Annotated in this window: 14 protein-coding genes, 1 tRNA gene and 1 pseudogene; 10 read left to right on the top strand and 6 right to left on the bottom strand. The window is 71.7% G+C overall.

Annotation, left to right across the window (positions count from 1 at the left end):
- Positions 1–317 precede the first annotated feature (317 nt).
- Positions 318–767, top strand: coding sequence for a hypothetical protein (locus ACFVTC_RS29500; RefSeq protein WP_390131530.1), 450 nt, complete (start codon positions 318–320; stop codon positions 765–767).
- A 271-nt stretch (positions 768–1038) separates the two neighbouring features.
- On the opposite strand, the gene ACFVTC_RS29505 is transcribed toward ACFVTC_RS29500, so the two are convergent.
- Positions 1039–2394 carry a beta-1,3-glucanase family protein gene (locus ACFVTC_RS29505; RefSeq protein ID WP_390131531.1) on the bottom strand — a complete coding sequence of 452 codons (1356 nt, stop codon included), beginning with the start codon at positions 2392–2394 and terminating at the stop codon, positions 1039–1041.
- Positions 2395–3111: 717 nt separating this feature from the next.
- Here ACFVTC_RS29505 and ACFVTC_RS29510 point away from each other — a divergent pair.
- The 8 genes from ACFVTC_RS29510 (at position 3112) to ACFVTC_RS29545 (ending at position 12570) form a co-directional block, all read left to right on the top strand.
- Positions 3112–4131, top strand: coding sequence for a LacI family DNA-binding transcriptional regulator (locus ACFVTC_RS29510; protein ID WP_390131532.1), 1020 nt, complete (start codon positions 3112–3114; stop codon positions 4129–4131).
- 70 nt (positions 4132–4201) lie between these two features.
- Positions 4202–5488: an extracellular solute-binding protein gene (locus ACFVTC_RS29515; RefSeq protein ID WP_390131533.1), complete on the top strand. Its 1287-nt coding sequence runs from the start codon at positions 4202–4204 to the stop codon at positions 5486–5488.
- A 9-nt stretch (positions 5489–5497) separates the two neighbouring features.
- A complete protein-coding gene (locus ACFVTC_RS29520) occupies positions 5498–6397 on the top strand; it encodes a carbohydrate ABC transporter permease (RefSeq protein ID WP_168525706.1) in 900 nt (299 codons plus the stop codon).
- Positions 6398–6401: 4 nt separating this feature from the next.
- Complete coding sequence (locus ACFVTC_RS29525) at positions 6402–7310, top strand: carbohydrate ABC transporter permease (RefSeq protein ID WP_390131534.1); 909 nt, start codon at positions 6402–6404, stop codon at positions 7308–7310.
- Between the two features lie 59 nt (positions 7311–7369).
- A complete protein-coding gene (locus ACFVTC_RS29530) occupies positions 7370–8395 on the top strand; it encodes a glycosidase (RefSeq protein ID WP_390131697.1) in 1026 nt (341 codons plus the stop codon).
- Positions 8392–9600 (top strand): Gfo/Idh/MocA family protein, encoded by a 1209-nt coding sequence (locus ACFVTC_RS29535; RefSeq protein ID WP_390131535.1) that lies wholly within the window; start codon positions 8392–8394, stop codon positions 9598–9600. The genes ACFVTC_RS29530 and ACFVTC_RS29535 overlap by 4 nt, the downstream gene beginning before the upstream one ends.
- Positions 9597–11213, top strand: coding sequence for a glycoside hydrolase family 13 protein (locus ACFVTC_RS29540; RefSeq protein WP_390131536.1), 1617 nt, complete (start codon positions 9597–9599; stop codon positions 11211–11213). Before ACFVTC_RS29535 ends, ACFVTC_RS29540 begins: the two co-directional genes overlap by 4 nt.
- A gap of 211 nt (positions 11214–11424) precedes the next feature.
- Complete coding sequence (locus ACFVTC_RS29545) at positions 11425–12570, top strand: glycoside hydrolase family 19 protein (protein ID WP_390131537.1); 1146 nt, start codon at positions 11425–11427, stop codon at positions 12568–12570.
- Between the two features lie 87 nt (positions 12571–12657).
- On the opposite strand, the gene ACFVTC_RS29550 is transcribed toward ACFVTC_RS29545, so the two are convergent.
- The 3 genes from ACFVTC_RS29550 to selD form a co-directional block, all read right to left on the bottom strand.
- Positions 12658–13509 (bottom strand): alpha/beta fold hydrolase, encoded by an 852-nt coding sequence (locus ACFVTC_RS29550; protein WP_390131538.1) that lies wholly within the window; start codon positions 13507–13509, stop codon positions 12658–12660.
- Between the two features lie 297 nt (positions 13510–13806).
- Positions 13807–14241, bottom strand: a complete 435-nt coding sequence (locus tag ACFVTC_RS29555; RefSeq protein WP_390131539.1) for an ASCH domain-containing protein — start codon at positions 14239–14241, stop codon at positions 13807–13809.
- Between the two features lie 78 nt (positions 14242–14319).
- Positions 14320–15360, bottom strand: a complete 1041-nt coding sequence (gene selD, locus ACFVTC_RS29560; protein WP_390131540.1) for a selenide, water dikinase SelD — start codon at positions 15358–15360, stop codon at positions 14320–14322.
- A gap of 114 nt (positions 15361–15474) precedes the next feature.
- Between selD and ACFVTC_RS29565 the strand changes: the two genes are divergently transcribed.
- A tRNA-Sec gene (locus tag ACFVTC_RS29565) sits at positions 15475–15567 on the top strand.
- Between the two features lie 80 nt (positions 15568–15647).
- On the opposite strand, the pseudogene ACFVTC_RS29570 reads toward ACFVTC_RS29565, so the two are convergent.
- Positions 15648–17372 (bottom strand): annotated as a pseudogene (locus ACFVTC_RS29570) (SelB C-terminal domain-containing protein); the annotation flags it as partial.
- Positions 17373–17374: 2 nt separating this feature from the next.
- The gene (selA, locus tag ACFVTC_RS29575; RefSeq protein WP_390131541.1) at positions 17375–18739 is read right to left on the bottom strand and encodes an L-seryl-tRNA(Sec) selenium transferase; all 1365 of its coding nucleotides are present in this window, start codon (positions 18737–18739) and stop codon (positions 17375–17377) included.
- Between the last annotated feature and the right edge of the window lie 65 nt (positions 18740–18804).

An 18804-nucleotide genomic window follows, 5' to 3' on the forward strand; every position in this document is an offset into this window, starting at 1 on the left:
TCGGGCCGGAACCGGGGTACGCGGCAGCCGAGGGAGGCTCCCGCCGTCAGCGGTGTGACGCGACGTCCGGCTCGGTCCTGTGGGCGAGGCGGGCCGGGGTTCCGGCAGAGACGACGAGCCCGATGACGGCGGCGGCGACGGCTGCCCCGGCACAGACGGCGAAGAGGACGCGGTGGCGGGGAGGGGAGTTCGACTCCGCCGGTCCGCAGGGTGAGGGCGGACAGCAGGGCACCGCCGACGGCGCCGGCGAGGGAACTGCCGAGGCTGCGGGCAAGTGCGTTGATGCCGTTGGCGGCGGAGAGTTGCGGCAGGGGGGTGTGGACGTCGATCAGCGAGGGCAGTGCGGCGTACGCGACACCGGCAGCCGCCCCGTGCTCCTGCTGCTGCGTGACAGCAGTGTCGACAGGGAGATCCAGGACCTGCGCGCGCTCGCCATGAACAAGGCGGTCGCGCGGATCATCGCGTCGGGCCGGTCCGAACCCGGGGGAGCGGCCTCGGAACCGGGCCCGGAGACCGGGCCGCGCGCTCAGTTGGTGCTGGCCCTGTTCAGCGGGGTTGTCGCCCTGCGTTCGATGGCCCCCGTCGAGCCACTGGCGTCGGTCAACGCCGACGACCTCCGCTGGGCCTTGGACGACGTGATCGACGCTCTCATCGGGTCGCCGCCGCGATCCCGGCGTACCGCGGCGGGGAAGGAGACCGGGGCCGGGCATCCGGGCGCCGACCTCCCGGCGCGTGACGGGCCGGATCCGTCCGGTCCGGAAGCGTAGGGGTGGGTCACCGATATGACGAGCCTCCGGCCGGATCCGGCCGGAGGCTCGCAATATCGGTGACCCGTCGCTCCCGGCGCGTCATTCCGTGGGGCCGAGTCACCGGCAGCCGACGTGCTCCGCGGTTCTCGTCGGTACCACCGGTCGACGCGGCCGTAGGGCCGAGTCCCGGCCCCCGGCGGTCCGGCTCGGTGCGGAGCGAGCCGGACCGCCGGGAGCCGGACGGAGCGCCGTCAGGCCGGTCCGGACGCCTGACGTGCCACCTGGACGCCTACCAGCCGACGGCGACCAGGAGCCACTGCGGGTTCCCGTGGGAGACGAAGGAGGACTGGCCCGCCACGTCGTCGTACGGGAAGCCGTAGGCGAGGTGGTTGATGGCGTTGTCGTGCCAGAACTTGGCGTAGTAGTTCGCGGGTGCCGCCTTGTAGTACTGGGCCGGGTCGGACTGCTGGGAGGCCGGGAGGGTGGCCACGTGACGGTTGAGGGCGGCGCACATGTCGGGATTGGCGGCGAGGGAGGCGGCACATCCGAAGATGTCGGAGGTGGCCGCGTTGACGCCGACGGACTGGGCGTAGGAGGTGAAGTAGTTGGCGTTCACGCCGCCCGTGCGGAAGCTCGGGTCGCTGCCGGGCGCGATGATCCGGTACGGAGCCTGGGTCCGCGCCAGCACCTTGAACTGGTCCGGAACCGCGTCCGTGAAGCGCTGGACGGTCGTGGCGCGGTCCTCGGCGAACGTCTGGCGGTTCTCACCGACTTCGACGTCGTAGCCGTCCTTGGCGTGCAGGCGCATGGCCAGCTTGAGGCCGAAGGCGTCGACCCGGGTGGTGTTGCCGTTGAAGACGTTGTTGCCGACCGTGAACTCGATGAAGTCGTAGTAGGGGCCGTTGGGTGAGCCGAGATAGAAGTACATGCGGCCCGCCGAGTTCGCCGGCATGTCGAGGTAGGGCTGTTCGGCGATGGAGTGGACCTGCCCGTTGAAGCTCCAGTACACCTGGCTGTCGGGGTACTTGCCATTGGTGCGGTTGAGGATCTTCACCTCGACGGCGTTGCTCGCCGGGGGTATGTCGCTGGTGCCGCCCCAGAAATTGTCCGGCGGGGTGGTGCTGCCGGGCCCGTAGACCTGGAACTCCCACAGGGAGTAGCCGTACGGGGTGGCTCGCACGGTTCCGGAGACGCGCACATAGCGGCCGCTGCCGGTGACGCTGAGATTCTGGGTGCCGCCGGTCGCGGTGGTGGTGGAGTGGACGGTGGTCCAGCTGTTCGCGTCCGTGGAGGTCTGGATCTGGTAGGCCTTGGCGTAGGCGGCCTCCCAGTTGAGGGTGACGCGGGTGATCTGCTGGACGGAGCCCAGGTCGACCTGGACCCACTGCGGATCCGCGAACGCCGAGGACCAGCGCGTGTCGGGGTTGCCGTCGACCGCGGCCGCCGCGGGGAAGGAACCGTTCTCCGTCGAGGATGCCGTGGCCGGGCGGCCCTGGGAAAGGAGCTGGTCGGCGGCGTGCGCGGACGTCGGTGTCAGGGCGGCGACGCAGGCGACGAGCAGGGCGATGACCAGGCCGAGTGCCGTACGGGTACGTAGGGCACCGGTGGGGGGTCTGGTGGCGGGTGCGCTGGGGGAAGTCTGCATGGGATCTCCTCAGGCCGAGCCGGCGTGCGTGGGGGTTGGAGCAACCGCAGGCGTGAGAGCGCTCTCTCGGGTTGTATCCCCGCCTCATCCCGGCGTCAACAACTGAAGCCGAAATCAACGGAGTTCATGGCTCGAGAGCAGTGCGGCGCCGACAGGGGCGACAGTGTCCCGTGCCGCGCCTTCCCACCGTTCGGGCTCCGACGGTTCGGACGATCTCAGGTCGCCCGGTTCCTTCATCACTTGACGTGTTCGGCGCGGCTTCATCGGCCACCGGTACCCGGTGTGCCGCATCCCTGGCATTCGAGTACCGGCGTTCGACCTCGAGCCGGGCCCTGTCGACGCCCCCCCCGGTGGCCGGTGGCCGGTGGCCGGTGGCCGGTGGACCGCGGCCCGGTGAGCGCGGTGCCCCCGGTGATCTTGACCACCCCGGCGACTCCGGTGACCCCGGCGACCCCGGCGTCTCCAGTGACCCAGGCGACTCCGGTGACCCAGGCGACTCGGCGACTCCGGTGACCCAGGTGACCCCCTGCACTCGGAACCCGGTACCGGGGTCGCCCCGGGCGTCAGCCACCCGCCGCCCTGCTCCGGCGAGGCCGTCGGCGGCCTCCCGCCCACCGCTCCGAGACCTGCGGCACAGAACTCTTGACCTGCGACCTAAACCGGTTTAGTTTCGCCGAACAGCAGATTAAATCGGTTTAGACGCTGTCTGGAGGAGCCATGGCACACCGTCCGACCATCGCCGACGTCGCTCGGCGGGCCGGTGTCTCCCGCAGCGCCGTGTCGTTCGTGCTCAACGACCGCCCCGGGCTCTCGGCGGAAACCACCGCGAGGATCCGCGCGGCGATCGACGAGCTGGGCTGGCGGCCGAGCCGGCCCGCCCAGGCGCTCTCGCGTGGCAAGGCGGGTGCGCTGGGACTGGTCGTGACCCGCGAGCCGGGGCTGCTCGGCGCCGACCCGTTCTTCCCGGCCTTCATCGCGGGGATCGAGTCCGTGCTGTCGGAACGCGGGGACGGGCTCGTCCTGCACGTCACCGACCTGGGCCGCGAGCAGGCCGTGTACGAGAGGCTGGCCGCCGACCGCAGGGTCGACGGCGTGTTCGTCACCGACCTGCGGGTCGGCGATCCCCGGCCCGCCCTGGTGCGGGCCGTCGGCCTGCCCGCCGTGGTGCTCGGGCGCCCCGAATGGGCCGAGGGCCTGTGCGCGGTCGAACTGGACGACCTGCCGGCGTTCGAGACGGCCGTGGGGCACCTCGCCGCGTTGGGGCACAGCCGTATCGCCCACGTCGAGGGACCGACGGAGTTCCGTCACGCCCAGCGGCGCCGCCGCGCATGGCAGGACGCGATGTCCGCGCGCGGTTTGGCGACCGACCTGGTGCTCCCCGGCGGCTTCACGGCGCAGGGCGGTGCCGCGGCCACCCGCGAACTGCTCGCCCTGCCCGAGCCTCCGACGGCGATCGTCTTCGCCAACGACCTGGCGGCCACGGCCGGTCTCGCCGTGGCCCAGGAGCTGGGGGTGTCCGTGCCCGGCGACCTGTCGGTGATCGGCTACGACGACACACCGCTGGCCCGGTTCACGCACCCGCCGCTGTCCTCCGCCCGCGCGAACGCCGAGGGCTGGGGCATCGCGGCGGCCAGGGCGCTCGATCTGGTTGTCAGGGACGGCAGCGCGCCCGATGTGGTGCTGCCGCCCGCCGAGTTCCTCCCCCGGGGATCTGTGGGCCCGGCCCCGACCGCGTAGCGGAGGAGCGGGGCGCCCTTCGGGGACCGCGTCCGGCAACGGGGCCGGACGCGAAGAGTACGGAGAAAACATGTTCAGGAGAACGGCGTCCGCGCTGCTCGCGCTGGCGATGGCGGGCGCACTAGCGGCCTGTGCCCGGTCCGGTCCCGACGCTGTGGCGGCCGCCAAGGCACACGGACCCATCACCGTCTGGCTGTCCAACAACGCCCAGGAGGCGGCCTGGGGCAAACAGATGGTCGCGGACTGGAACAAGCTGCACCCCGGCCAGCACGTCACCGCGCAGAACATTCCCGCGGGCAAGACGTCCGAGGAGGCCATCAGCGCCTCGGTGATCGCGGGCAACACGGCCTGCCTGGTCTTCAACACCTCGCCGGCGTCCGTTCCACAGTTCCAGAAACAGGCCGGGCTCGTCGATCTCGACGACTTCCCCGGCGCGGAACGCTACATCGAGGCGCGCAGCGGCTCGCTGGCCGATCAGTACCGGTCCGAGGACGGGGCGTTCCGCCAACTGCCGTGGAAGAGCAACCCGGTGATGATCCTCTACAACAAGAAGGTCTTCAAGAAGGCCGGGCTCGACCCCGAACACCCGAAGCTCGCGACCTACGACCAGTTCCTGGCCACCTCCCGCACCCTGGTCCACAGCGGGGCGGCGAAGGCGGCCATCTGGCCGGCGCCGAGCAGCGAGTTCTTCCAGTCGTGGTTCGACTTCTACCCCGCCTTCATCGCCGAGAGCGGCGGCAAGGCGCTCGTCGCGAACGGCAAGCCGCAGTTCGACTCCCCGGCGGGCCGCGAGGCCGCCGCGTTCTGGCGCGGCCTCTACGCGCAGAAGCTGGCGCCGCAGGAGGCCTACCCCGGCGACGCGTTCGGTGACGGGAAGGCGGCGATGGCCACCGTCGGGCCATGGGCGATCGCCGCGTACAAGGACAGCGTCGACTGGGGCGTCGTCCCCGTCCCCACCTCCGACGGCCGTCCTCCCTCCGCGGTGCACACCTTCAGCGACCTGAAGTCCGTCGCGATGTTCAGCGCCTGCAAGAACCGCGCGACCGCCTGGGACGTGATGAAGTACGCCACCTCACGGTCCCAGGACGGCAAGTTCCTCGCCGCGACCGGCCAGATGCCGCTGCGACCCGACCTGACCGGCACCTACGCGGGCTGGTTCGCCAAGAATCCTGGCTACAAGGTGTTCGCCGACCAGACGCGTCGCGTCGTCGACGTGCCCAACGTCGCCGGTTCCATCGACATGTGGCAGGCATTCCGCGACGCCTGGACGAAGTCCGTGGTCTTCGGCCGCCAGCCCGTCGACTCCGCGCTGCGTGACGCCGCGGGCAAGATCTCCGAAATCCTCGCCGAGTACTGAGGTCCCGTCATGACACTCTCACACACCAACGGGCCCGGTCGGCGCGGTACTTCGCGGATCGGTGCCCTGTTCGCCGCACCCTACGTCCTGTTCGTTCTGGCCGTGTTCGCCGTGCCCCTGGGCTACACGGTGTGGATCTCCTTCCACCGGTTCTACTTCACCGCGCCCGGCGCGGGCGTGGACTCGCCCTGGGTCGGCCTGAGCAACTACCGGGACGTCTTCACCGACCCGGTCGTGGGCCGGGCCTTCCTCAACATTCTGATCTTCCTCGTGATCAACGTCCCGTTGACCGTGGGTCTTTCGCTGGTCCTGGCCGCCGCGCTCAACGCCAAGCTGCCGTTCCGCTCCTTCTTCCGGGCCGCCTACTACGTGCCCTACGTCACCGCCAGTGTCGCGCTCGTCGCCGTGTGGGCCTTCCTCTTCGGCTCGGACGGACTGGTCAACCACGCACTCGGTGGCCTGGCCCCCGACCCGTCCTGGCTCGTCAACACACATCTGGCGATGCCTATGATCGCCTTCTTCGTCACCTGGAAGCAGCTCGGCTTCTTCGTGATGCTCTACCTGGCCGCACTCCAGAACGTCAGCCGGGAACTGTACGAGGCGGCCGCCGTGGACGGCGCGGGAAGCGTGCGCCGGTTCTTCTCGATCACCGTTCCCGGTGTGCGCCCCGCCACCACGCTGGTCCTGATCTACGCGATCATCACGGGCGCCAACCTGTTCAGCGAGCCCTATCTGCTCACCGGAGGCGGCGGCCCTGACCACGCCTCGGTCTCGCCCGTGCTGGTCATGTACCAGAAGGGCATCGAGCAGGGGCACCCCGACTTCGCGGCCGCCCTCGGCATCGTCCTCATGGTGTTCGTGCTCGCCATCTCCCTGCTGGCCCGAAAGATCTCCGAGAGGGGCGAGTGACGCCATGAGCACCCCCACCGACCACACCCGGACCGCGACCGCCCCTCCGGCGGCCGCCCCGGAGACATCGAGCCCCGCGACCCGCGGAGCCCGGACCGGCCGCATACTGCAGTTGACCGGCCTGTCGCTCGGAGCGGTCGCCTTCCTCTTCCCCTTCTACTACATGGTCGTCGGCTCGTTGAAGAAGACGACCACCGGCGACGTGTCGGGCGCCCTGCCCGGTGGCTTCACCACCGCCAACTACCGGGCCATCAACGGCGCCATCTCGCTGGGCCGCTCACTGCTGAACTCCGGCATCGTCACCGGCGGAGTACTGCTGTGCACACTGGTCTTCGGAGTGCTCGCCGGATACGCCCTCGCCCGACTCACCTTCCGCGGCCGCGGCACCGTGTTCGCCACCCTGCTGCTCGTCCAGACCATCCCGTTCCAACTGCTGATGCTGCCGCTGTACGCGCTGGTCGTCCGCAACTACGGCCTGGGCGACAGCTATCTCGGCATGATGCTGCCCTTCGCGATCAACTCGACCGCGGTGTTCCTCTTCCGCCAGTTCTTCCTGCAGCTGCCGGCCTCGCTCTTCGAGGCGGCGCGCATCGACGGCGCGAGCGAACTGCGCATCCTGTGGACGATCGCACTGCCCATGGCCCGTCCCGCGTTGCTCACCGGCGTCCTGCTGACGTTCATCGGCCCGTGGAACGAGTTCCTGTGGCCCTTCCTCGTCACCAAGAACACCGACATGCAGCCGCTGGCCGTCTCGCTCGCGGGATTCCTGTCCAACCTGCAGGGCACCGTCGCCAACCCGACCGGCGCGCTGCTGGCCGGCGCCTGCGTCCTGGCCCTCCCCGCCGTGGCGCTGTTCCTCGTGTTCCAGCGTCATTTCACCCACACCAACATCGACTCCGGAGTAAAGGGCTGAACCCCGTGAACCACCCCGCGCCGCAGAACCCCATCCCGTACCGCCTCGTCCGCAAGGGCATGGTGATGTCCCCCCTGGCCGGCCAGCCGTACGAGACGGAAGGTGTCCTCAACCCCGCCTCCGGCCGCACCCCCGACGGCACGCTGCACCTGCTGCCCCGCCTTGTCGCGGAAGGCAACGTCTCACGCGTCGGCCTGGCGAAGGTCCTCTTCGACGAAGAGGGCGTCCCCTGCGGCGTCGAACGGCGCGGTGTCGTCCTGGCCCCCGACGAGGGCTGGGAGCGGGGCAAGAACAACGCCGGAGTCGAGGACCCGCGCGTCACCTGGATCCCGAGCCTGGGCCGCCACGTCATGTCGTACGTCGCCTACGGACCGCTCGGCCCGAAGCCGGCCCTCGCCGTCTCCACCGACCTCACCGAATGGACCCGCCTGGGCCCCGTTCAGTTCGCCTACCAGCCCGATCTCGACACGGACCTCAACCTCTTCCCCAACAAGGACGTCGTCCACTTCCCCGAGCCGGTCCCCGGACCGGGCGGCGAGCCCTCCTACGCCATGCTGCACCGCCCGATGTGGGACCTGGGCTGGTTCCGTCCCGGCGAGGGCGTCCACCTGCCGGCGGGTCTGACGGACGAACGGCCGGGCATCTGGATCTCCTACGTGCCCGTGGCCGAGGTGGAGAAGGACATCAGCGCACTGGCCCGCCCGCGCCACCACAAGCTCGTCGCGCTCTCCGCCTACCCGTGGGAGGACCTGAAGATCGGGGGCGGCCCCGCGCCGATCCGCGTCGAGGAGGGCTGGCTGCTCATCCACCACGGTGTCTCCGGCACCATCGACGACCCCTGGGTACAGAACCAGAACGTCTCCTACGCGGCCGGCGCCATGATTCTCGACCCGGCCGACCCCTCGCGGGTGCTGGCCCGCTCGACGGTGCCGCTGATGGCGCCGGAGACCGAGGAGGAGCGCTCCGGCACGGTGCCGAACGTCGTCTTCCCCACCGCGATCGAAGAGGTCGACGGCAAGCTGTTCGTCTTCTACGGCATGGCCGACGCGCACATCGGCGTCGCCCTGCTGGAACGCACGGCGTGACGGCGGAGCTGGGGCTCGGGCTGGTCGGCTGCGGCGCGTTCGGGGCGTACGTCCTGGACGCCGTGGCCGGCCTGCCGGGGCTGCGTGTCACGGCCGTGGCCGACGCCGACCCGGCTCGCGCGAACGCCCTTGCCCAGCGACACGGTGCCACGCCCTGCCCGGATCAGGACGCGCTCCTGCGCCGCCCCGACGTCGACGTCGTGGCGGTGGCGACTCCGCCCGCCACACACGCGCAGTTGTCGATCGCCGCCCTGCGCGCGGGCCGGCACGTCTTCTGCGAGAAGCCCCTGGCGACCACCGCACGGGACGCCGAGCGGGTGGGGGAGGAGGCGTCGCGCGCGGCCGGCACCCTCGTGGTGGACCACGTCCTGCGCTACAACCCGTTGCTGCGTGCGGTCCAACAGCTCGTCTCCGAGGGCCTGTTGGACAGCCCGCGGCGCTTCCTGTTCGAGAACGACGCCGCCGACGAGGATCTCGACGCCGACCACTGGTTCTGGGATCCGGAGCACAGCGGCGGCATCTTCGTCGAGCACGGCGTCCACTTCTTCGACGCGGCACGGGCTCTGCTCGGGAGCGAGCCGCAGGAGGTGCGGGCGACAGCGGTACGACGTCCCGGCGGTCCGGTCGACATGGTCGTGGCGGACGCGGTGCACCCGGGTGGCGTCCTCGCCACGCATCTGCACTCCTTCACCCATGCCCATCGCTGCGAGCGCCAGCTGATGCGCCTGGACCATGGCTTCGCCGAGTCGCGCATCACCGGCTGGATCCCGACCCACGCCGTCATCACCGTCTGGACGGACGACGCCGGGGTTCGGTCCTGGGAACAACTCCCGCTCAGGTCAGCGGAGTTGCTGCATGTTCCCGGCTTCAGACCGCATGCGGACGACAGCGTGTCCGTCACGGTGCACCGAGACGCCGGCGGAGCGGCGCCCGCCCGGGGCAGGGGTGTCACCCGGGCGGTCCCGCACCGCGTCGACGTGGTCCTGGACCTGGGCGGCGAGGAACGCAAGCCGTACGTCTACGCCGAGAGCGTGCGCGCGGCCGTGGCGGACCTGGTGCGGTGTGCGGAGACCGGCGGCACACCGGTCGCCGACGCGCGTGCGGGAGTGAGCGCCGTGGCGGTCGCCGAGGCCGCCACGAGGGCGACGGTGAGCGGGCACGCGGAACAGGTGCTCGCGGTGGGAGAACGGAGTCGTGGGGCATGATCTGGTGGCGCGACGCCGTCTGTTACGAGATATACCCCCGCACCTTCGCCGACACCGACGGCGACGGGACCGGGGATCTGCCGGGCATCACCCGGCACCTGGACCACATCGGGGACCTCGGGGCGGACGCGATCTGGATCACGCCCTGCTATCCGTCGCCGCTGGCCGACGGCGGCTACGACATCGCCGACCACACCGCCATCGCCGACGACCTCGGTACCCTCGAGGACTTCACGACCCTCACGGTCCGCGCCCACGCCATGGGCCTCAAGGTCATCGTCGACGTGGTACCCAACCACAGTTCGGACGCCCATCCATGGTTCCGCGCGGCACTGGCGGCCGGCCCCGGATCCGCGGCGCGGGAACGCTACCTCTTCCGGACCGGCCAGGGGCCAGGCGGTGCGCAACCGCCCAACGACTGGGAGTCGGCCTTCGGCGGCCCGGCCTGGACCCGGGTCCCCGACGGTGAGTGGTACCTCCATCTCCATGCGCCGGAGCAGCCCGACTTCAACTGGCGCGACCCCCACGTGCGTGCCGAGTTCTCCAGAGTCCTGCGCTTCTGGCTGGACCAGGGTGTCGACGGCTTCCGAATCGACGTGGCCCACGCCCTGTTCAAGGCCGAGGGCCTGCCCGACGCCGGGCCCGGACAGCACCAGGACCCCGCGCGCAACCACCTGATGCCGTATTACGACCAGGAGGAACTGCACCCCCTGTACCGGGAGTGGCGCACCCTGCTCGACACCCACCCCGCCCCGCCGGGCGCGGTGGCTCCCGGGGAGCGCGTGCTCGTCGCGGAGTCCGCGGTCTTCGAACCCGACCGTCTGGCCCGGTACGTTCGCGCGGACGAGATGCAGCAGGCCTTCAACTTCGCCTTCCTCGAGGCACCTTGGCGAGCACCGGAACTGCGCCGGGTGATCGACGAGTCGCTCGCCGCGACCGCGGCCGTCGACGCCCCGGTGACCTGGGTGATGTCGAGCCACGACGCGCCGCGGCCCGCGACTCGCCTGGGCAGCGAACTGCGCGCCGGATCAGCCGCCCTGCTGATGCTCGCCCTCCCCGGAGCCGTCTATCTCTATCAGGGGGAGGAGTTGGGTCTGCCGCAGGCTCACCTGCCCGATGACCGCATCCGGGACCCGCTGTGGCGCCGCTCCGACGGCACCGACCGAGGGCGCGACGGCGCACGCGTGCCGATCCCCTGGAGCGGAGACCGTCCGCCGTACGGGTTCACCACCGCCCGGCCCGAGGCATCGTGGCTTCCTCAGCCCGAGGGCTGGGGCGGGTACACCGTTGCCGCCGAGCACGAGGACCCGCACTCCATGCTGTCCCTCTATCGGCGAGCCCTGCGGCTGCGGCGGGACCACCCGGTCGCCGCACACGGCACCCTGCGCTGGCACTCGCCGGCCGACGCGCCCTATCTCGCTTTCTCGCGGGGTGAGTTGGCCTGTGTGGTGAACCTCGGCCCCGACGTGCTGGACCTGGACCGGCTGGGAGTCCCGGGGCGGCCGGTGCTGGCCAGCACGGCATTGACGCACCCCGGGGAATTGCCGGTGGACGCGTGTGTGTGGCTCTCGACCGCCTCGGACGGCGAGGATCGGCACACGGACCGGCCGTGACCATCTGACGGGCGGTCACCCGATGTGTCCGAGACGTCGTTGAAGGTGCCTTCGGCGGGGCGCGTACGACCCGTTGACGTGGCCCCGTCAGCCTGTCATGGTCTAGACCTGATGGGGCGTCGTGTCCGGAGTCCGCTCCGGGCGCGGCGCCTTCCCGCACAGCTCCCTCCCCACCGCCGCGGCCGTCGGCCGTATTAGGAGCGATGCCCCCATGCTCATCAGTCCTGCCGGACGCTTCTCCTTCGGATGGGTCACCCTGGGACGTTCCCTGGTGACAGCCGCCCTCACGGTGATCCTCTCCGCCCTGTTCCTCGCCGCGCCGCCCGCGCACGCCGCCAGTGGCCAGATCTCGGGGCTGGCCGGCAAATGCGTCGACGTGGCTGCCGCGAACAGCGCCAACGGCACCGCGATACAGCTCTACGACTGCAACGGGACCGGCGCGCAGAGCTGGTCGAACTCCGGCGACGGGACCCTGAGGGCGCTCGGGAAGTGTCTCGACGTCGTCGACCGCGGCACCGCGGACGGAGCGGCGGTCCAGCTGTGGGACTGCTCCGGCGGCGCCAACCAGCAGTGGGTGGTCACCGCGGCCCACGACATCGTCAACCCCGCGGCCAACAAGTGCCTGGACGTCCGCGACAACAGCTCCGCGAACGGCAGCCGGCTGCAGATTTGGACCTGCACGGGCGCGGCCAACCAGAAGTGGAACGCCCCCGCGAGCGGCGGCGGCACCAACCCGTCCGGGTTCGTCGTCAGTGAGGCGCAGTTCAACCAGATGTTCCCGGGCCGGAACGGCTTCTACACGTACAGCGGTCTCGTGCAGGCGCTGAGCTCCTACCCGGGGTTCGCGAACAGCGGGAGCGACACGGTCAAGAAGCAGGAGGCCGCGGCCTTCCTCGCCAACGTCAACCACGAGACCGGCGGACTGGTCTACGTGGTGGAACAGAACACCGCCAACTACCCGCACTACTGTGACCCCGGTCAGCCCTACGGCTGCCCGGCGGGGCAGGCCGCGTACTACGGCAGGGGCCCGATCCAGCTCAGCTGGAACTTCAACTACAAGGCCGCCGGTGACGCCCTCGGCATCGACCTGCTGGGCAACCCGTGGCGGGTCGAGCAGGACGCGGCCGTCGCCTGGAAGACGGGGCTCTGGTACTGGAACACGCAGTCGGGCCCCGGCTCGATGACGCCGCACAACGCCATGGTGAACCAGGCCGGATTCGGTCAGACGATCCGTTCCATCAACGGCTCGCTGGAGTGCGACGGACGCAACCCCGCGCAGGTGCAGAGCCGGGTTAGCGCGTACCAGCAGTTCACGTCGATCCTCGGGGTCGCTGCGGGCAACAACCTCTACTGCTGAGCGGCATGACTCCGTGCCCGTGGGCGACCCGATTCCGCCGGGTCGCCCACGGGCGTGCCGGGTCATGGTCTCCGACCCCGCACGGACTCAGCGGGAGGTGGCCTGGGCGGCCTGCTCTATCAGGCGGGTGACGGCGCCCGGGTGGGAGACCGAGACCGCGTGGGACGCCTTGATCTCGACGGTGTGCGCGTGGGCGCGCTGGGCCATGAAACGCTGCACGGCCGGCGGGATGTTGTAGTCCTGCGTGGTGATGAGGTCCCACGAGGGGATGGTCTTCCAGGCGGCCGCGGTGGCCTTCTCGTCCAGGGCGGAGGCGGCGACCGGGCGCTGGGTGGCGGCCATGAGGTCGGTGACCGGCTTGGGCACGTCGGCGGCGAACTGGTGGTGGAACTTGTCGGCCTTGATGTAGAGGTCGGTGCCGGTGCCGCCGCCGGGGAGCGGGAAGGGTACGGGGTTGAGGGCGCTGCCGAGGGTGCTGCCGGGGAACTTGTCGGACAGCCCCAGCGCGCTCTCGCCCTTCTCGGGGGCGAAGGCGGCCACGTAGACCAGCGCCTTGACCTGGGGGGAGTCGGCGGCGGCCTCGCTGATGACCGCGCCACCGTAGGAGTGGCCGACGAGAACGACCGGCCCCTTCACGCTCTTGAGCACGCTGTGGACGTACCCGGCGTCACTGGCCAGCCCGCGCAGCGGGTTCGCGGGAGCTATCACCGGATATCCCTCGTGCCGCAGACGCTCGATCACGCCGTTCCAGCTGGAGGAGTCCGCGAAGGCTCCGTGCACCAGTACGACCGTGGGCTTCGCCTCGGACGGGTGATGCTCGTCCCTGGCCGCGCTCGCCGGACCCGTGGCGGCGGTCAGGGTGAGTGCCGCCACACCGGCGACGGCTCCCAGTACAGCGGCGTGCCTGCGGGTGGGACGGATCGCGGTCTTGAGGTTCATGGTGACTTCCCCTTCGGGACGTGGCTGCTGGCATCGGTAGGTCGTCCTGGGTGTTGCGGCCCGGTGCGACAGGGAAAACATAGCGGGCAATATTCTTGTTCGCAAGTCAGTTGTGCACAACATAAATGTCCGCGGCATGGGCGCTCGTGTCCGGTGTGTGCGGTCTGTCATCGCTCCGTACGCCCGCGTAGCCGCAGGAGCGGCGCCCGCACAAGGGGCGCCCGTAGGAGTAGGGCCCGTAGGGACAGCGCCCGTAGGACCAGGGCCCGCGGAACCGGAGCCCGCGGAAGCAGGGCCTCAGGAAGCCGGGCCCGCGGTGCCCGGCATGCCGGTGTCGGAGCCCCCGACCAGCCGGAACCCCACGCACACGACCATCGTGTGGTCGTCGACGGGGGTCCCCATGCGGTCCCAGTACCGACGGTGCCCCGCACGCCATTCCTCCACCGAGGCATGCCCCTCGCCCTCGGCGTCCACGTGTTCCCACGTCACCGCACCGAAAGGCGTCAACGCCACGCGGGTCACCTCGATCAGTGCGACGCCGGCGCCGTCCTTGTCCAGCAGGGCCAGTGTCTCGCCGGGATATTCGACGCCCTCGGCCTCTTCCGCGTAGACCGCCAGCAGCCCGGTGGACGCGGTCTTCCTGCCCGACAGGACCAGCTGGTTGAGCCCGGTGCGCATCTCGTCGGCCGTGCCGAGCTCGAAGGACCGCCGGCCGTCCACACGTGCCCACATGATCGATCGCCCCGTCGTCGTGAGCGGCCGGCCGACCCGGATCGCTCGGAGAAGTACCGGTTCGCACAGCAATTGTCGTCAGCGCACGACCAACCGGTACGGTCCCGCCGGCACCAGTTCCCCGATCACCGGGGCACCCGGCACCTCGCCCGCGACGAGGAGGCCCCCGGAGGTCTGGGCGTCGGCGAGGAGGAGTCGCGTCACCTCGTCGGTGCGGCCGAAATCCGTGGACGGCGCGACCCATTCGAGGTTGCGGCGGGTGCCGCCGCTGATGTGTCCGGCGCGGGCGGCCTCCCGGGCGCCGTCCAGGAACGGGACCGCGGCGGAGTCGACGACGGCGGTGACCCCGGAGGCGCGCGCCAGCTTGTACAGATGACCCAGCAGTCCGAAGCCCGTGACGTCGGTGGCGCAGACCGCTCCCGCGGCCACTGCGGCCAGTGCGGCGTCGCGGTTGAGCGCGGCCATCGTCTCCACCGCCTGCGGGAAGACCTCGCCCGTCGTCTTGTGCCGGTTGTTGAGCACTCCGAGGCCCAGCGGTTTGGTCAGCGACAGGGGCGTCCCCGGCCGCCCCGCGTCGTTGCGCAGCAGACGTGCCGGATCGACGGTGCCGGTCACCGCCATGCCGTACTTGGGTTCCGGGTCGTCGACGCTGTGGCCGCCCGCCACCACGCAGCCCGCCGTCGCCGCGACGTCCCGTCCGCCGCGCAGTACCTCCCTCGCCAGATCGAACGGCAGCACGTCGCGGGGCCAGCACAGCAGGTTGACCGCCACCAGCGGGGTGCCACCCATGGCGTAGACGTCGGAGAGCGCGTTCGCGGCGGCGATGCGGCCCCAGTCGTAAGGGTCGTCGACCACCGGCGTGAAGAAGTCCGCGGTGGCGACGGCGGCGAGCGAGCCGGCGCCGCCCGGCAGCCGGACGACCGCGGCATCGTCGCCGTGGTGCAGGCCCACGACCAGGCCGTCGCCGCCGACCGCTCCCGGGGACGTCAGCCCGGCCACGATCTCCTCGAGTTCGCCCGGCGGAATCTTGCAGGCGCAGCCGCCGCCGTGCGCGTACCGCGTGAGCCGCACGCTCTCCTGCCGCTGTGCCTGCTGGACGCCGGTCCGGGTGCTCGTCATCGCTGCATCGGTCCTTGACTGTGAGGGGAGCGCCGTGTGGCGCGTTGACTTGCGCGGTGGGACGACGGTTCGATGGCGGGAGCGCCGGGGCATCGAATTGACGACGGCGCGCGGGGAGACGTACGGGTGCCTGGTGGCCCTCCCGGTCTTCAAAACCGAGGTGTCCGAGCAACTCGGGCAGGCGGGTTCGATTCCCGTCCGTCTCCGCCGAACGGCGTGTCCAGCCCGCCTCGTTCGGGGTCCGGGCCCCCGGCGCGGCAGCGGCGGAGCGAACCGTCCACGCGAACGGTTCGCCCGTGCTCGTCCAGGTACTCGAGCAGCGGGACGGCGACCCGTCGCGTGGTGTCCAGCGCCTGACGCGCCTGGCTTGTGGTGAACGGCTGTTCCAGCCGCGCGAGGACGGCCGCGGCCCGCCCGTCCGCCCCCGGCATCAGCACGATGACCCCGCTGATCCGCAACAGCGCGCCCGCGGCCTCCGCGGCCGCCAACAGCTTTGGTGTGAGGCCGAGTTCGCGCAGCCTTTCGGTCTCGGGGGCACGGAACGGCGCACGGGCGAGGTCCGCGCGCACGGCCTCGACGGCGGCCACGGCCTGGGGCGGGAGCGCCGGACGGGCCCGGCTGCCGTACACCCGGCCGTCGACGTGCCGCAACTCCGGCGACTGTGCCAACAGCGCGTCGACCAGGCGGCGTTCAGGCAGGCCGAGCACCTGGCGCGCCGTCTCCAGGGGCATGCCGGGCTCCAGGGGGTTGCGGGCGGCGTGTTCCTCCACCGCGTCGCCGAGGCGCTCGCGCAGAGCCGACCAGTGGGCCGGGTCCGCCAGCCACTCCCCGGTGACCGGGTCGGCAGGCGGCCGTACACCCATGGCGAGCAGCTCCGAGCGGCGGATCAGACCGCGACGGCGTACCTCCTCGGTTCCGTCGCTCCGTCCCGGCGCCGCCCGCAGCTCCCGGTCGCGGGCGGCCGCCGCGCCCCGCCGGGTCAGTCGCGGCGGCCGGACGTCGAGCACGCTGAGCCCCGCCGGGACGCGGTGCCGGCCGGGGTCGCGCAGCAGCGCGGCATCGCCGACGCGCAGCGGCAGCGGTGCGGCGAGACGCAGGCGTGCCGAGCTCTCGCCGAGCGGGCGGACCGTCACCGGCACCGCCGCGGAGCCCGCGTGCAGTGTGAGTTCGCGCGGCAGATCACGGGCCGGGGCGCCCCGCAGCCGTACGTCCACGGTGTCGGTGGTCAGCCACCGGCCGGGGGTGAGCAACGCGTCGCCGCGGCGCAGGGTCCCGGCGCCCGGCCCGGTCACGTTGACCGCCACCCGGGCGACCGCGCCGGCCTCCCGCCGCGGCTCCTTGAGGCATTCCAGCCCGCGCACCCGCACCAGCCGTTCGCCACGGGCGAGTTGGAGCCGATCGCCTACGCGCACGGTGCCCGCGCCGAGGGTGCCGGTGACGACCGTGCCATGGCCCCGGACCGTGAACGCGCGGTCGACCCACAGTCGTACGTCCGCGTCTTGGTCAGGGGCGGGCAGTTCGCCGGCCAGCCGGACCAGACACGTGCGCAACGCGTCGAGGCCGGTGCCCGTCACCGCGCTGACGGCCACGCTCGGCAGTTCTCCGAGAGAGGTCTCGGCGATCCGGGTGAGCGCCTGCGCACGGGCCGCTTCCGGTTCGGCGAGGTCGCAGCGGGAGACGGCGAGCACGCCATGGCGTACGCCGAGCGCGTCGAGGACGGACAGATGTTCCTCGGACTGCGGTTGCCAGCCCTGGTCCGCCGCGACGACGAAGAGGACGGCGGGGACCGGGCCGACCCCGGCGAGCATGTTGCCCACGAGACGCTCGTGTCCCGGCACGTCCACGAACGCGACGTCACCCGCTCCGGGCAGCCGTGTCCACACGAAGCCCAGGTCCAGCGTCATACCCCGACGCCGCTCCTCCGCCCAGCGATCGGGCTCCATTCCGGTCAGGGCGCGCAGCAGCGCGGACTTGCCGTGGTCGACGTGGCCCGCGGTGGCGATGACGTGCATGGTCAGGTTCCCGTTCCCCGCCCGGCTGTCCCCCGGGCGGCTCCGGCCAGGCGTACGGCCTCCGCCAGCCGCGCGTCGACGTCCACCGGCACCGCCCGAAGGTCGAGCAGGCAGCGGCCGTCCTCGACGCGGGCCAGCACGGCCGGGTCCGTGCCGCGCAGCAGGGCCGCGTACTCGGCGGGCAGGGACACGGCGGCGCTCGGCAGCGTCACTCCGGGCGCGCCGCCCCCGCCGACCACCGCATCGCTGTCGACGGCCCGGCTGTCGAGCCCGTCCCCCCGCAGCTCCTCCGCGAGACGTTCGGCGCGCCGCCGCAGCTGCACGGGGTCGGCGCGCAACGCGGTCAGAGTCGGGGGCTCCGGGCCACGCACCGTCGCCTCCAGGGCCGCCAGCGTCAGCTTGTCCACGCGCAGCGCGCGGGCCAGCGGATGCCGGGCCAGCCGCCGTACCAGCTCGGCGTCGCCCAGCAGCAGCCCGCACTGTGGTCCGCCGAGCAGCTTGTCGCCGCTGGCGGTGACCAGGGACGCCCCGGCGCGCAGCCAACCCGTCGCGTCGGGTTCCCCGGGCAGCGCCGGTTCCGGGGCGAGCAGGCCCGAGCCGATGTCCGCGACCACGGGCACACCGAGCGGGGCCAGCTCGGCCACGGACGCCTCCCGGGTGAAGCCGGTGACAAGGAAGTTGGAGGGGTGGACCTTCAGGATGAAGCCGGTGTCGGGTCCCACTGCCGCGGCGTAGTCGTCGGGCGCCGTACGGTTGGTCGTGCCGACCTCTCGCAGCCGGGCGCCGGTGGACTCCAGCAGGTCGGGCAGGCGGAAACCGTCCCCGATCTCCACCATCTCGCCGCGACCGACGATGATCTCCCGCCCCTGGGCGAGCGCGGTGGCGGCCAGTACCAGCGCCGCCGCGCCGTTGTTGACCACGTGTGCGGCCTCGGCGGCCGGCACCGCACGCAGCAGGGCGTCGAGCGTGGACGAGCCCCGCCGCGAACGGGCTCCGGTGGTGAGGTCGAGTTCCACGTCCGTCGTGCCCGAGGCGGCCAGCACGGCGTCGCGTGCCGCCTCCGAGAGCGCGGCCCGGCCCAGGTTGGTGTGGAGCAGCACACCGGTGGCGTTGATGACCGGGCGCAGGGCGGACGCGGTGGCCGGCAGGGCGGCGACGGCGTGATCGGCGATCTCACCGATGGGCACCTCGCCCGCCCGCGCCCGTGTCTGCACCCCGGCGACCACGTCCTTGACCAGCTCCCGTCCCAGCCGTCGCGCCGCCGCGGTCAGCCGGGGATCGGCCAGCAGCACGTCGGTACGGGGCAGCCGACGCAGCTCGTCGACGGGCGGGGCGGCGTCCGTGGCGGAGGCGTGGTCGCGGTCCATCTCGTGCACTTTCGCTGTGGCCCTGCCGGCTGAAACGCTGTCAGGCTATGGGGGCCGGCGCCCCC

The sequence above is a fragment of the Streptomyces sp. NPDC057950 genome, from assembly GCF_042887295.1.
GTDB classification, from domain to species: domain Bacteria; phylum Actinomycetota; class Actinomycetes; order Streptomycetales; family Streptomycetaceae; genus Streptomyces; species Streptomyces kaempferi.